This is a genomic window from Pseudomonas sp. PDM26, from assembly GCF_019219185.1.
In the GTDB taxonomy this organism is placed as follows: domain Bacteria; phylum Pseudomonadota; class Gammaproteobacteria; order Pseudomonadales; family Pseudomonadaceae; genus Aquipseudomonas.
The window spans coordinates 309,085-323,020 of the sequence record NZ_JAHUWC010000005.1 but is presented as its reverse complement, the minus strand read 5'-3'; the positions used below and the strand labels follow the sequence as shown (position 1 = coordinate 323,020).

The 13,936-nt window shown below is 57.9% G+C and carries 10 protein-coding genes and 1 pseudogene; 5 read left to right on the top strand and 6 right to left on the bottom strand.

Annotated features, from left to right (window positions below; genetic code table 11):
• Position 1: 1 nt before the first annotated feature.
• The 3 genes from KW849_RS12855 (at position 2) to msrA (ending at position 2,581) form a co-directional block, all read left to right on the top strand.
• A complete protein-coding gene (locus KW849_RS12855; RefSeq protein WP_218429739.1) occupies positions 2-1,267 on the top strand; it encodes an ABC transporter permease in 1,266 nt (421 codons plus the stop codon).
• Between the two features lie 11 nt (positions 1,268-1,278).
• Complete coding sequence (locus KW849_RS12850) at positions 1,279-1,797, top strand: DUF3299 domain-containing protein (RefSeq protein ID WP_108216290.1); 519 nt, start codon at positions 1,279-1,281, stop codon at positions 1,795-1,797.
• A 133-nt stretch (positions 1,798-1,930) separates the two neighbouring features.
• A complete protein-coding gene (gene msrA, locus KW849_RS12845) occupies positions 1,931-2,581 on the top strand; it encodes a peptide-methionine (S)-S-oxide reductase MsrA (RefSeq protein ID WP_218429738.1) in 651 nt (216 codons plus the stop codon).
• Between the two features lie 99 nt (positions 2,582-2,680).
• Here the strand turns inward: msrA and KW849_RS12840 are convergent, their stop codons facing one another.
• Positions 2,681-3,517, bottom strand: coding sequence for a 23S rRNA (adenine(2030)-N(6))-methyltransferase RlmJ (locus KW849_RS12840; protein ID WP_218429737.1), 837 nt, complete (start codon positions 3,515-3,517; stop codon positions 2,681-2,683).
• A 207-nt stretch (positions 3,518-3,724) separates the two neighbouring features.
• Here KW849_RS12840 and KW849_RS12835 point away from each other — a divergent pair, with 207 nt between their 5' ends.
• The gene (locus KW849_RS12835; protein ID WP_218429736.1) at positions 3,725-4,219 is read left to right on the top strand and encodes a DUF2165 family protein; all 495 of its coding nucleotides are present in this window, start codon (positions 3,725-3,727) and stop codon (positions 4,217-4,219) included.
• Positions 4,220-4,347: 128 nt separating this feature from the next.
• On the opposite strand, the pseudogene KW849_RS12830 reads toward KW849_RS12835, so the two are convergent.
• The 5 genes and pseudogenes from KW849_RS12830 to putP all read right to left on the bottom strand — a co-directional run bounded on the left by KW849_RS12830 (position 4,348) and on the right by putP (position 9,396).
• A pseudogene (locus KW849_RS12830) lies at positions 4,348-4,676 on the bottom strand (hypothetical protein).
• Between the two features lie 490 nt (positions 4,677-5,166).
• On the bottom strand, positions 5,167-5,688 hold the full coding sequence (locus tag KW849_RS12825; protein ID WP_218429735.1) for a hypothetical protein: 522 nt from the start codon (positions 5,686-5,688) through the stop codon (positions 5,167-5,169).
• A 140-nt stretch (positions 5,689-5,828) separates the two neighbouring features.
• Positions 5,829-6,215 (bottom strand): hypothetical protein, encoded by a 387-nt coding sequence (locus tag KW849_RS12820; RefSeq protein ID WP_256357199.1) that lies wholly within the window; start codon positions 6,213-6,215, stop codon positions 5,829-5,831.
• Positions 6,212-7,624, bottom strand: a complete 1,413-nt coding sequence (locus KW849_RS12815) for a PAAR domain-containing protein (RefSeq protein WP_218429734.1) — start codon at positions 7,622-7,624, stop codon at positions 6,212-6,214. Before KW849_RS12815 ends, KW849_RS12820 begins: the two co-directional genes overlap by 4 nt.
• 287 nt (positions 7,625-7,911) lie before the next feature.
• Positions 7,912-9,396, bottom strand: a complete 1,485-nt coding sequence (gene putP, locus KW849_RS12810) for a sodium/proline symporter PutP (protein ID WP_218429733.1) — start codon at positions 9,394-9,396, stop codon at positions 7,912-7,914.
• Between the two features lie 461 nt (positions 9,397-9,857).
• Here putP and putA point away from each other — a divergent pair, with 461 nt between their 5' ends.
• Positions 9,858-13,811 carry a trifunctional transcriptional regulator/proline dehydrogenase/L-glutamate gamma-semialdehyde dehydrogenase gene (putA, locus tag KW849_RS12805; protein WP_218429732.1) on the top strand — a complete coding sequence of 1,318 codons (3,954 nt, stop codon included), beginning with the start codon at positions 9,858-9,860 and terminating at the stop codon, positions 13,809-13,811.
• The last annotated feature ends 125 nt before the right edge of the window (positions 13,812-13,936 follow it).

Sequence of the window (13,936 nt, the reverse complement as noted above, 5' to 3'; positions counted from 1 at the left end):
GATGTACTTGTTCCGTCTAGCGATGGCCAGCCTGGCTAACCGCCGCTTCACCGCGATCCTCACCGCGTTCGCCATCGCCTTGTCGGTGTGCCTGTTGCTGGCGGTGGAGCGTGTGCGCACCGAAGCCAAGGCCAGTTTCGCCAGCACCATCAGCGGCACCGACCTGATCGTCGGCGCCCGCTCCGGCTCGGTGAACCTGTTGCTGTACTCGGTGTTCCGCATCGGCAACGCCACCAACAACATCCGTTGGGACAGCTTCGAACACTTCGCCAGCGACCCGAAAGTGAAGTGGGCAATCCCGATGTCCCTCGGCGATTCCCATCGCGGCTACCGGGTGATGGGCACCACCGAAGCCTACTTCGAGCATTACCAGTACGGCCACCAGCAACACCTGGACCTGGCCGATGGCCGGGCGTTTGCAACCGACCCGTTCGAAGTGGTGCTCGGTGCCGAAGTGGCCGAGGCACTGCACTACAAACTCGGCGACAAACTGGTACTGGCCCACGGCGTGGCGGCGATCAGCCTGGTCAAGCACGACGACAAACCGTTCACCGTGGTCGGCATTCTCAAACGCACCGGCACCCCGGTAGACCGCACGCTGCACATCAGTCTTGGCGGCATGGAAGCGATTCACATCGACTGGCATGACGGCGTGCCGGCCCGGGGCGAGGGTCGCATCACGGCCGATCAGGCGCGCAACATGGACCTCACACCACAAGCGATCACCGCGTTCATGCTCGGTCTCAACAACAAGATTTCGACTTTTACCCTGCAACGGGAAATCAACGAGTTCCGTGGTGAGCCGATGCTGGCGATCCTGCCGGGCGTGGCGCTGCAAGAGCTCTGGAGCATGATGGGCACCGCGGAAAAAGCCTTGTTCGTGGTCTCGCTGTTTGTGGTGCTGACCGGGTTGATCGGCATGCTCACGGCCATTCTCACCAGCCTCAACGAACGCCGCCGGGAAATGGCGATCCTGCGCTCGGTGGGTGCTCGGCCATGGCACATCGCAACGCTGTTGGTGCTCGAAGCCTTTGCCCTGGCGCTGTCGGGCGTTATCGCCGGCGTGGCGATGCTGTATGTGTGCATCGCGGCGGCCCAGGGATATGTGCAAGCCAACTACGGCCTGTTCCTGCCGCTGTCCTGGCCCAGCGAGTATGAATGGACGCTGCTCGCTGGCATCCTGATCGCCGCGCTGCTGATGGGCAGCGTGCCGGCCTGGCGCGCCTATCGCCAATCCCTGGCCGATGGCCTGTCGATCCGTTTATGAGGACGTTGAAAATGCCCCGCGCCGTACTTGCGCTGTTGATGCTGGTCGCCCTGCCCCTATGGGCGGCCCAGCCAAAAGACCTGACCTGGTCGGAGATGATTCCGCCCGACGCGCCGAAAGAAGTGCCGAACATGACGCCGCTGCACGATCTGTCGCAGATGAGCAGCACGCTCTCGGCAGAGTCGGCGCCTGCAGCCAAACAGGACATGCCCAACGCACCGGTGGTCAAGACCCTCGACGGCCAGAACATTCGCCTGCCGGGCTACATCGTGCCGCTGGAAGTGAGCGAGGAAGGACGCACCACGGAGTTTCTGCTGGTGCCGTATTTCGGCGCCTGCATCCATGTGCCGCCACCGCCGTCGAACCAGATCGTGCACGTCAAAAGCGAAGTCGGCGTGAAGCTCGACGAGCTGTATCAGCCGTACTGGATCGAAGGCGCGTTGCAGGTCAAGGCGTCCACCAGCGAGCTGGCGGATGCGGGGTATCAGATGGAAGCGGAGAAGATTTATCTGTATGAACTGCCGGAGTGAATACCAACCAGCCTGAAGTTGCAGGGTTGCCCTGCAACATGGAACCTCCCACCTGGCTAGTGATTATCTGAAAGGTATTGGGCACACTGACGGTCTGTTTATTTACAACCCAACCTGACTGAGAGGACTGATCATGGTTCTGCGCTCGGAAATCCTGGTGAACAAAAACGTGCTCCCGACTAAAGAACAAGCTCTGCCCGGCCGCGAAACCGCGATGACCCTGCCTGAAAAGCACTTTGTGTTTAAAGACACCCCCTTGCTTGGCCCGTTCTTCGAAGACGTCGACTTCGCGATCTTCGGCCTCGGCTGCTTCTGGGGCGCGGAACGCCGCTTCTGGCAACGTGAAGGCGTGGTCAGCACCGTGGTCGGCTACGCCGGCGGATTCACGCCGAACCCGACCTACGAAGAAGTCTGCTCGGGCCTGACCGGCCACGCCGAAGTGGTGCTGGTGGTGTATGACAAGGCCAGGGTCAGCTACGAAGAACTGCTGGCGATGTTCTGGGAACTGCACAACCCGACACAGGGCATGCGCCAGGGCAATGACATCGGCACCCAGTACCGTTCGGTGATCTACGCCACCAGCCAGGAACAACTGGACGCGGCGCTCAAGAGCAAGGAAACCTACCAGGCCGAGCTGTCCAAGGCCGGTCTCGGTGAAATCAGCACCGAAATCGACCAGGCCCCGACCGTCTACTTTGCCGAGGCTTATCACCAGCAGTACCTGGCGAAAAATCCGGAAGGCTATTGCGGGATTGGCGGTACAGGCGTGACCTGCCCGATCTGATCGCCAAAACAAAAGATCGCAGCCTGCGGCAGCTCCTACGGGTGTACGCATAACCCTGTAGGAGCTGCCGCAGGCTGCGATCTTTTGATCATGCAGCTACTACTCGGCAATCAACCAATCCATCCGCCACCCACCCTGGGTCTGCCCCAGCTTCTGGGATAACCACGGCAGCAACTCACACAACTCTTCCTCCAGCCCCCACGGCGGATTGGCAATCGCCAGCCCCGAACCGTTCAGGCTGTTCGGCGTATCCAGCGGATGCACCAGCAACTCCACCCGCAACAACTTCGGCGCACCGGTACCGGCCAGGTCCTGGTAGAAGCGGCGCAGCGCACGCTGATCCTTCACCGGGTACCAGATCGCCGCCACGGTCTGACGCATCCGGCCAATCGCTTCCTTCAACGACGCGGCACAGCGCTGCATCTCGTCGAGCTTCTCGAACGGCGGATCGATCAACATCACCGCACGCTTTTCCGGCACCGGCAGCAAGGCCCGCGACACATGCCAGCCTTCGCCCAGATGCACCTTGACCCGGCGATCACCGGCCATGTTGTCCTTGAGCAGCACGCCGTCTTCCGGGTGTTTCTCGTTGAGCAACACACGGTCCTGCGGGCGAGTCAGGCGTCGCGCCAACTCCGGCGACCCCGGGTAATAGCGCAACTGGCCATCCGGGTTCATCTCGTGCAGCACTTGCATGTAATCGGCGGTCAGGATCGGCAGATCCGGCTGACCCCACAAACGCGCAATGCCTTCCAGATACTCACCGGTACGGTTGGCCTGATCGCCTTGAAGGTCGTACAGACCGATGCCGGCGTGGGTGTCGAGATAGGCAAACGGCTGCTCCTTGCGCGACATCAGGGCGATGAGGCGGGTCAAGGTCAGGTGTTTGAACACATCGGCGTGATTGCCGGCATGGAAGGCGTGACGATAATTCATGGCTGCTCCTGCGAAGGCCGGGGAGTTTACCTTTTACCGGCCGGCAAGTCAGGGGTTGGCAGCCAAGCGGACACTTCAAGCATTCATAGCGGCAACAAGCATGCACCATCACTCGACAAATTCAGAAACGCCTCACAACAGGAAGATTCCCGAACCTGCAAACCGGCGTGATAGCGTTCTTTGTCGAAACAAGCAAAGGACGCACAAATGACCATTCGCTACGCAAAGATTGCAATGACCCTGGCACTCGCCGCATTCGCCTTCATGACCGTGTTCAACAACATCACCGACTACGGTTCCAACTTCAACTTCGTCCGGCACGTGCTGAGCATGGACACCACCTTCCCTGACAACGCCGCCCGGTATCGCGCAATTGATCTGCCTTGGGTGTGGCATGGAGCCTACTGGCTGATCATCCTTGGCGAAGCCATTACCTGTGGACTTCTTGGCTACGGCGCACTACAGCTCTGGCGCTCACGGTCAGCCGATGGGCATGAATTCAGACTGTCCAGGAAGTGGGCAGTAGCGGGTTTGACGACTGGTTTTTTCGTATGGTTTTTCGGCTTCATGGTTGTTGGAGGCGAGTGGTTTCTGATGTGGCAATCCGACATCTGGAATGGTCAGGACGCAGCCTTCAGGTTCTACATGGCAATACTGGGCGTGCTGATTTTTCTGAATCAGCCCGATGCCGATCTTGACTGATCCCCAGTAAAAAACGGTCCGCATCCATCGGATGCGGGCCGTCTCCTGCAATCAGGAAGCTAAAAGCCTCGCTGAAAGCCTCATTTGTTCAGCATGAAGCCCGGGATCTCTTGATCTTGTGGCGACGCCTACGCCGCAGCGGTAGGCCGCGCACGCAACCGCCGCCCAACCCATCCAGCACATCACAGCCATCGCGCAATGAAATGGCACAGAGCAAGGCGAAATCGCTGAGGATGAAGGACTCGCACTCGATCGAACCGCGCATCGACAGGTTCTCAAGCACTTGGGTTACTGCGCGGATTCTGTAGTTGGCGGCGTCGGTGAGGATATCGAGTGGCGCGTGGGTGTCGACGAACAGGGTGGGCATGTCGGTGCAGTTGCTGGTCAATGCCATGAAGCGGTTGTCGGGATGGGGGATTGGTTTTTCGTAGGGTGGGTCGGGATGTATTGATTTCATTTTTAACGCTCTAAGGAAGAGATGGACCTGCCATTAGCCTTCCTACGGGCCAGGGTGGCAGCTATGCACGGGGTAGGAATATCGAGACCCTTAGAGCAAAACTCGACCACGCCGAAGCGTGCCCGCGCATAGCCGCCGCAACTGATCTTACGGCCGCATGCAAACGGCCGCAAACCAGGCAGTGACGCCAATGTAGCTCTAACGGTCTTGAGAGGTTCCTACACCCCACCACTGAATTGTCAGTGACCGCCAAAGACTATCGACGGAACTCGCATCGCACCAGTTCATGAAAACCGCTAGGTTATGAAGGAAACGTCCTAGGACCGCACCCGAAAAACGTAACCGCTCCAATCCAGCAAATAAACTTGAAGCTGAATGGCGCAAAGGGCGAACCTTGTCGATGGCACCCTTCTAATTCCAAATAGTTCATGTTCCCCATTCAAAGCGCCGCTGAGACTTGCGATGTTTTCGCCAGCTGTTAGCTGCCTGATTATTTCCGGAAAAAGAATATTGAAATAAAATACAAAATCCAACCAGCGTGAAAGCTGTACTTTATTATTTTTTTATAAATCTTCTCGCTTGAGTGCTGATAGCAATTTGAAACGATTAACGATAAAAAACTTATTGAAAACATCATTAATGAAAACACCGGCATTAGCACGCCTAGCCCTGAAAACTCCACAAGAAATGGTTGACGGCGAGCGCCTCCAGGCAAAAGGAGATGCTGATGATATATTGCGTAAATTGAAAGCATTATAAAAAACGACGAAACCCCACCAAGTAGGATTTTTAATCGGAGTGGCGCCTCCTTCAAAATATTAAAGCTTCCCATCTCGTATATTTTCAATCGACATGAAAGACAGCACTCACCTTCTATTAGCGATAAGCCATCTTTATCCAGCGCTCCACATTTTTTGCATTTTTTTACTCTGGGCTTCATTTGTTTACGATCCATCTGTTCAGCAGCGAAGCTGGTGTAAAGTATGGGCACGCCACCAGGCTGGCTGCCCACTTTTCGGCTAATTGAGTACCCCCGATTTCCCTATTACGACAAGCAAAAGAAGCAAAAGCAAAGGGGATTGGTTTATTTCCATTTCAGCAACAAGCCCGTTTCCATTCTTACTTTTATTTTCACGTTAACGCCCCTCCGGATCAGACAACATTTAGTTCAGTCATTAATGCGAGGCCAAACATAACAACTAACAGAGCGATCCCAATCCACTGCAAAGCAATTAATTTTCGCTTAAGCGAGACTGGCAGTTTTTTCAAATCATCAGCACTGAGAATTCCGCGCTTGATGTAGAAGGTAGAGAACGTCACGTAACCTGATATGCGACCAATTATCATTACTCTTCCCCACGCCCCGCTATATTTAAATGCATCCGGCTCCGTCACGCCCCAGCTGTTTTTAAAGCACCTTTGTAGAACATCCATTTTTGTGTTTGCAAGAAAAAGCATGTAGCCAATCCCCGCGAACATCCCTGAGATATCAATAACTCCTATGACAAGGAATAATGTGTCAGCTATGCTCAGGGTCAATTAAGAACCTCGTATATTTTTTCTGCTGTAGTTTCGCCAACTTTCCCTCCGGCATAGCCTGCTGAAACGGATGTCGCTCCGGTAACTAAAACGGCACAAGCAAGCGTAGACAAACCACCCGTAGGAATTCCAAGCCCCACGCATATTCCACCAACAATGTGAGCGCTTATCGCTCCAGCAAAAACGCCGCCACCAATTCCCCCAACAAAACTCCCCGTTTCAGTAAACTTAACCCGCTCGCAAGCTTCGGTATTACCTGCAGTACACACATCCTGAACCTTCAAAGCAGACACTCCTCCGCCGACGGCAGTCCCTATCCAGCCGCCGTACTGAACGTATTTTGAAGCCCTCGCCACACCTTCAAGATGTGTGGCATGCCCCGGTATTTGCCCGGCAGGACTGGCATTGGTCCAGTGGTGGACCAGGCTTTGGCTCGAGATACCCAACATCTTTTTCAGATTAATATGGTGGGGAAATCCAATACCCTTGCGGGTTAGGGTCGTCATATGGCTGTTGAGTTGTGCAAGTAAACGCTGTCGTTCTACGAAGAAGGCCGGCGAACGAAGGTGCCCATCTCTTTGGAGCGTCGTCTGTTGCAACACTTCAATTTCCCTCAAGGCATTACCGACGTTATCCAGATTATTCTTGAAAATGCTCGCGCCGACGCCCACAGCGTCTGAGCCATAGCCCAAGATCGTCTGAATGGCATCCCGGTGTTGCATCATGAAATCAGCCTCTTCAGGGCTAAGCGTTTCCAGTATTTGATTGGTCCGTGCCGCCACATCCATGAGCAGCGCTTCTTCGCGGGTGCACTGGAAGTTATTGGGATCGCTCAGCACGATCAGTGAGCCGGCTTTGACGTCGCGCAGATTGGGATTGAGCAGCTTGAATTTACCCATCACCGCCGGGTCGCGCAGGGTGAACAACGAGGCCTCGAGTTGTTCGCGGGTGGTGCTCTTGGGCACGATAAAGAAACCTGGCTCTGCTGCCTGCATGCTGTTATCACGCGTTGGCAGGGGAGAGCTTGGCGCAGGCGCGAAGCTGGAAGATCGTGAGGCTACCGGGTTGCTGGCGGCGGTGGGTGTCGCCTGTGGAGTGGCAGTCCGCATGGCGTGCGGAGCAGCACTGCGGCTGGACTCGTAGGTACCCTTGAAAAACGATGGGATCAGCCCGGCTTTGCAGGGACAGCTGCTGTAGCTGTCCAGCGAGCCCGCCACCAATCTTCCGTGACTCTTGATGTATGAAACGCCGCCCTCAATGACGTAGGTTTTGTTGTCCTTACCACAGGAAACCTGATCCCCCACACGAGCATGGGCGATGCCAAACATCATGATGTTTGTAGCGCCCTCCAGAACCTTGCCACCGCAGGTAGTCTCGTCGTCTTTGCGAATGAAATGTCCCTTTGCCATTGCTGATCTCCCTCTCTACTGCCGCCCCAGTCATGGGCAGCGCACCACTGTTAACGATCGGTAAGCCGACTCGGGATGAGTGGCTTAACGCAAAGTACGTGGGCGGAGAGGAAACTCAAGATGGCCGAGAAAATCAGGAAATGTCTTACGTCCAGCACTGAAAAGGACCACGGATATTGGAGGGTCAATGCCTGTTTTCGGACCCGGCTTGCAAAAAAAACGGCCCACACCATATAGCTGCGAGCCGTTCTTTTATCAGAGACGGGAAGAGTTCAACCCATCACTCATCACTTGTTCAAACGATAATCACTCTCTGCAGCCGCAAAACGCTGGAACATGCCAGCAGTCGGCGTGCCCAATTTGCTGACGAAGTAGATCGCCAGGCTGGCGAAGATGAAGCCTGGGATGATTTCGTACAGGCCCAGCAGTTCGAAGTGTTTCCAGACGATCACGGTGATCGCGCCGACCAGGATACCGGCCAGTGCGCCGTTGCGGGTCATGTCTTTCCAGATCACGGAGATCAGTACAACCGGACCGAATGCAGCACCGAAACCAGCCCAGGCGTAGCTCACCAGACCCAGTACACGGTTTTCCGGGTTGGATGCCAGCGCGATAGCGATCAGGGCAACCAACAGCACCATGGCACGGCCGACCCAGACCAGTTCAACCTGGGAAGCCGATTTGCGCAGGAAGGTCTTGTAGAAGTCTTCGGTCAGGGCGCTCGAGCACACCAGCAACTGGCAGCTCAGGGTGCTCATCACCGCAGCCAGGATGGCCGACAGCAGGATACCGGCGATCCATGGGTTGAACAGGATCTTGGCCAGTTCGATGAACACACGCTCGTGGTTTTCACTCACTGGCATGGCCACGGCCGGGTTGGCCGAGAAGTAGGCAATACCGAAGAAGCCGACTGCCACGGTGCCGCCCAGGCACAGGATCATCCAGGTCATGGAGATACGACGGGCCTTGGCGATCGATTTAACCGAATCGGCAGCCATGAAACGCGCCAGGATGTGCGGCTGGCCGAAGTAGCCCAGACCCCAGCCCATCAGCGAGATGATGCCGATGAAAGTGGTGCCCTTGAGCATGTCGAAGTTGCTTGGATCTTGCGCTTCGATGGCCAGGAAAGTGGTGTCGACGCCGCCAGTGGCCAGCAGCACGATAACCGGCGTCAGGATCAACGCGAAGATCATCAGGGTGGCTTGTACGGTATCGGTCCAGCTCACGGCCAGGAATCCGCCGACAAAGGTGTAGGCAATCGTCGCCGCGGCACCGGCCCACAGCGCCGTCTCGTAGGACATGCCGAAGGTGCTTTCGAACAGACGGGCGCCAGCCACGATGCCGGAAGCGCAATAGATGGTGAAGAACACCAGGATCACGACCGCGGAGATGATCCGCAGCAGGCCGCTCTTGTCTTCGAAACGACTGGAGAAGTAGTCCGGCAGGGTCAGTGCATCGCCGTTGTGCTCGGTCTGTACACGCAGACGGCCGGCGACGAACAGCCAGTTCAGATAGGCGCCGACGATCAGGCCGATGGCGATCCAGCTTTCGGAAAGACCGGACATGTAGATCGCGCCGGGCAAGCCCATCAACAACCAGCCACTCATGTCGGAGGCACCGGCGGACAGTGCGGTCACGACGCTGCCCAGGCTACGGCCGCCCAGGATGTAATCGGAAAGGTTGTTGGTGGAGCGATAGGCCATCAAGCCGATCAGCACCATTGCTGCGATGTAGATCACGAACGTGATCAAGGTTGGATTGCTTACGCTCATTAAGTTACGCCCTGGCTTTGTTTTTATGTAGCGGCGGCTGGTGAACCGCTCGCAAACGCATACGTTTGACAGACGATCCGGATTCCCGCGCATTTATGACTGATGTTTCCCCAGGAAAGCCATCAGCCGGAGCACCCGGATTTTGTCCGGGTTGCACCTTGGGCGCGAATGCTATTCAACAAAGCAAATAAGGTGCAACCAGTTTCTTGGGAATAAGTTGCACCTAGTCGGAAATAAACGTTAAAAATCGTTTTTTGCTCCTTTTCGGAGCAAGAACGAGTGTTAACTCGCTGGAAAAGCACCAAGCAAATGCAGCGCAGCCGTACCAGAATTTATTTCCTGACGAGCTGCGTAATATTCCGACAAAAAAAGGGTTGCACCCGGTTGCACCTCAACAGTCTCACGGCTAATCTTGCCGTCAGCTGATGCCACGCAGTCGTGGCAAACATGAGGATAAAAACATGGCGACCACCACCCTTGGGGTCAAACTTGACGACCCGACCCGCGAACGCCTCAAGGCCGCCGCGACCTCGATTGATCGCACGCCGCACTGGCTGATCAAGCAGGCAATCTTCAATTACCTGGAAAAACTCGAGGGTGGTGCAACCCTGTCCGAGCTCAATGGTTTGAACGGCAAGGAAGTTGACGAAGCAGGCGAGGCCCACATCGATCACGCCCACCAGTGCTTCCTTGAATTCGCCGAAAGCATCCTGCCGCAATCGGTACTGCGTGCTTCGATCACCGCCGCCTACCGTCGCCCTGAGCCGGAAGTGGTGCCGATGCTGATCGAGCAGGCGCGCCTGCCGGTACCGATGGCCGAAGCCACCAACAAACTCGCCGCGTCCATCGCGGAAAAACTGCGCAATCAGAAGAGCGCCGGCGGCCGCGCCGGCATCGTTCAGGGCCTGCTGCAGGAATTCTCCCTGTCGTCCCAGGAAGGCGTGGCGCTGATGTGCCTGGCCGAAGCGCTGCTGCGCATCCCGGACAAAGGCACCCGCGACGCCCTGATCCGCGACAAGATCAGCACCGGCAACTGGCAGCCGCACCTGGGCAACAGCCCGTCGTTGTTCGTCAACGCTGCCACCTGGGGCTTGCTGCTGACCGGCAAGCTGGTGTCCACGCACAACGAAGCCGGCCTGACATCGTCCCTGAGCCGCATCATCGGCAAGAGCGGCGAGCCGATGATCCGCAAGGGCGTCGACATGGCCATGCGCCTGATGGGCGAGCAGTTCGTGACCGGCGAAACCATCGCCGAAGCCCTGGCCAACGCGAGCAAATTCGAAGCCAAAGGCTTCCGTTATTCCTACGACATGCTGGGTGAAGCCGCACTCACCGAGCACGACGCGCAGAAGTACCTGGCCTCGTACGAACAAGCCATCCACTCGATCGGCAAAGCCTCCCACGGTCGCGGGATTTATGAAGGCCCGGGCATTTCGATCAAGCTGTCCGCCCTGCACCCGCGCTACAGCCGCGCCCAGTACGAGCGTGTGATGGAAGAGCTGTACCCACGCCTGCTGTCGCTGACCCTGCTGGCCAAGCAATACGACATCGGGCTGAACATCGATGCCGAAGAAGCCGACCGCCTCGAGCTGTCGCTGGATCTGCTCGAACGTCTGTGCTTCGAGCCGCAACTGACGGGCTGGAACGGCATCGGTTTCGTGATCCAGGCTTACCAGAAGCGTTGCCCGTACGTGATCGACTACGTGATCGACCTGGCTCGTCGCAGCCGTCATCGCCTGATGATCCGCCTGGTGAAAGGCGCGTACTGGGACAGCGAAATCAAGCGCGCCCAGGTCGAAGGCCTGGAAGGCTACCCGGTCTACACCCGCAAGGTGTACACCGACGTGTCCTACATCGCATGCGCCCGCAAGCTGCTGTCGGTGCCGGAAGTCATCTACCCGCAGTTCGCCACACACAACGCCCACACCCTGTCGGCCATTTATCACATCGCCGGTCAGAACTATTACCCGGGCCAGTACGAGTTCCAGTGCCTGCACGGCATGGGTGAACCGCTGTACGAACAGGTTGTAGGCAAAGTTTCCGAAGGCAAACTGAACCGTCCGTGCCGCGTGTACGCTCCGGTCGGCACCCACGAAACCCTGCTGGCTTACCTGGTGCGTCGTCTGCTGGAAAACGGCGCGAACACCTCGTTCGTCAACCGCATCGCCGACCAGTCGATTTCGATCCAGGAACTGGTGGCCGACCCGGTGGCCAGCATCGAGCAGATGGCAACCGTCGAAGGTGGTTTCGGCCTGCCGCACCCGCGCATTCCGCTGCCGCGTGACCTGTACGGCTCCGAGCGCGCCAACTCCAGCGGCATCGACATGGCTAACGAACATCGTTTGGCGTCCCTGTCCTGCGCGCTTCTCGCTACCGCACACAACCACTGGAAAGCGGCGCCGATGCTCGGTTGCGCTTCCAGCAACGAAGCTCCAGCCCCTGTGCTGAACCCGTCCGACCTGCGTGACGTGGTCGGCCATGTGCAGGAAGCGACTGTCGAAGACGTCGACAACGCGATCCAGTGCGCCCTGAACGCTGCACCGATCTGGCAGGCCACGCCGCCCGCCGAACGCGCTGCGATCCTGGAACGTGCCGCCGATCTGATGGAAGCCGAGATCCAGCCGCTGATGGGCCTGCTAGCCCGCGAAGCCGGCAAGACCTTCGCCAACGCCATCGCCGAAGTGCGTGAAGCCGTGGACTTCCTGCGTTATTACGCAGTGCAGGCACGCAACGATTTCACCAACGACGCTCACCGCCCGCTGGGTCCGGTGGTGTGCATCAGCCCGTGGAACTTCCCGCTGGCGATCTTCAGTGGTCAAGTGGCTGCAGCCCTTGCTGCCGGTAACCCGGTTTTGGCCAAGCCTGCTGAACAGACGCCGCTGGTTGCCGCTCAAGCCGTGCGCATGCTGCTCGAAGCAGGGATTCCGCAAGGCGTACTGCAATTGCTGCCGGGTCGCGGTGAAACCGTCGGTGCCGGCCTGGTCGGCGACGAACGCGTCAAAGGCGTGATGTTCACCGGTTCCACCGAAGTCGCGCGCTTGCTGCAACGCAACATCGCCGGCCGCCTGGACAGCCAGGGTCGTCCGATCCCGCTGATCGCCGAAACCGGTGGCCAGAACGCGATGATCGTCGACTCTTCGGCACTGACCGAACAGGTCGTGATCGACGTGGTGTCCTCGGCGTTCGACAGCGCCGGCCAGCGTTGCTCGGCCCTGCGCGTCTTGTGCCTGCAGGAAGACTCCGCTGATCGCGTCATTGAAATGCTCAAAGGTGCCATGGCCGAAAGCCGTCTCGGCAACCCTGAGCGCCTGTCCGTGGACATTGGCCCGGTGATCGACGCCGAAGCCAAGGCCGGCATCGAGAAGCACATCCAGGCCATGCGCGACAAAGGTCGCAGCGTGTACCAGGTGGCCATTGCCGATGCCGAAGAAGTCAAACGCGGCACCTTCGTGATGCCGACGCTGATCGAACTTGAAAGCTTCGACGAGTTGCAGCGGGAGATCTTCGGCCCGGTGCTGCACGTGGTTCGCTACAAGCGCAAAGACATTGATCAACTGATCGGCCAGATCAACGCTTCGGGTTACGGCCTGACGCTGGGCGTGCACACTCGCATCGACGAGACCATCGCCAAGGTGATCGACAACGTCAACGCCGGTAACGTCTACGTCAACCGCAACATCGTTGGTGCCGTGGTCGGCGTGCAGCCGTTCGGTGGCGAAGGCCTGTCGGGTACTGGTCCGAAAGCCGGCGGCCCGCTGTACCTGTACCGCCTGTTGTCGACCCGCCCTGCGGATGCGATCGAACAATCCTTTGCTCGCGGTGACGCTGCCTCAGCACCGGACGTTCGTCTGCGCGACGCCATGAGCAAGCCGCTGACCGCCCTGAAAGCCTGGGCCGACAGCCACAAGTTCGCCGACCTGAGCACCCTGTGCGTGCAGTTCGCCGCACAATCGCAAAGCGGCATCACCCGCGTTCTGGCCGGCCCGACCGGCGAGCGCAACAGCTACGCGATCCTGCCACGTGAGCACGTACTTTGCCTGGCGGAAGTGGAAGGCGATCTGCTGACTCAATTGGCGGCGGTATTGGCTGTCGGTGGTTCGGCGGTATGGCCGGAAGCTGACATGACCAAAGCCTTGTTCGCACGCCTGCCGAAGGACATTCAGGCGCGCATCAAGCTGGTTTCCGACTGGAACAAGGACGAAGTGGTGTTTGATGCAGTTGTGCATCACGGCCATTCCGACCAGTTGCGTGCGGTGTGCCAGCAGGTTGCCAAGCGTGCCGGCGCCATCGTCGGTGTGCAGGGTCTGTCGCAGGGCGAAACCAACATTGCGCTGGAACGCCTGGTGATCGAGCGTGCGTTGAGCGTTAACACGGCTGCGGCGGGTGGTAATGCCAGCTTGATGACGATTGGCTAAATAGCTGTAAAGCCAGGCCCCCGCAATGGGTGCCTGGCTTGTTAGAAGCAAGATCAAAAGATCGCAGCCTTCGGCAGCTCCTACAGGGAACGCATTCCAATGTAGGAGTTGCCGAAGGCTGCGAT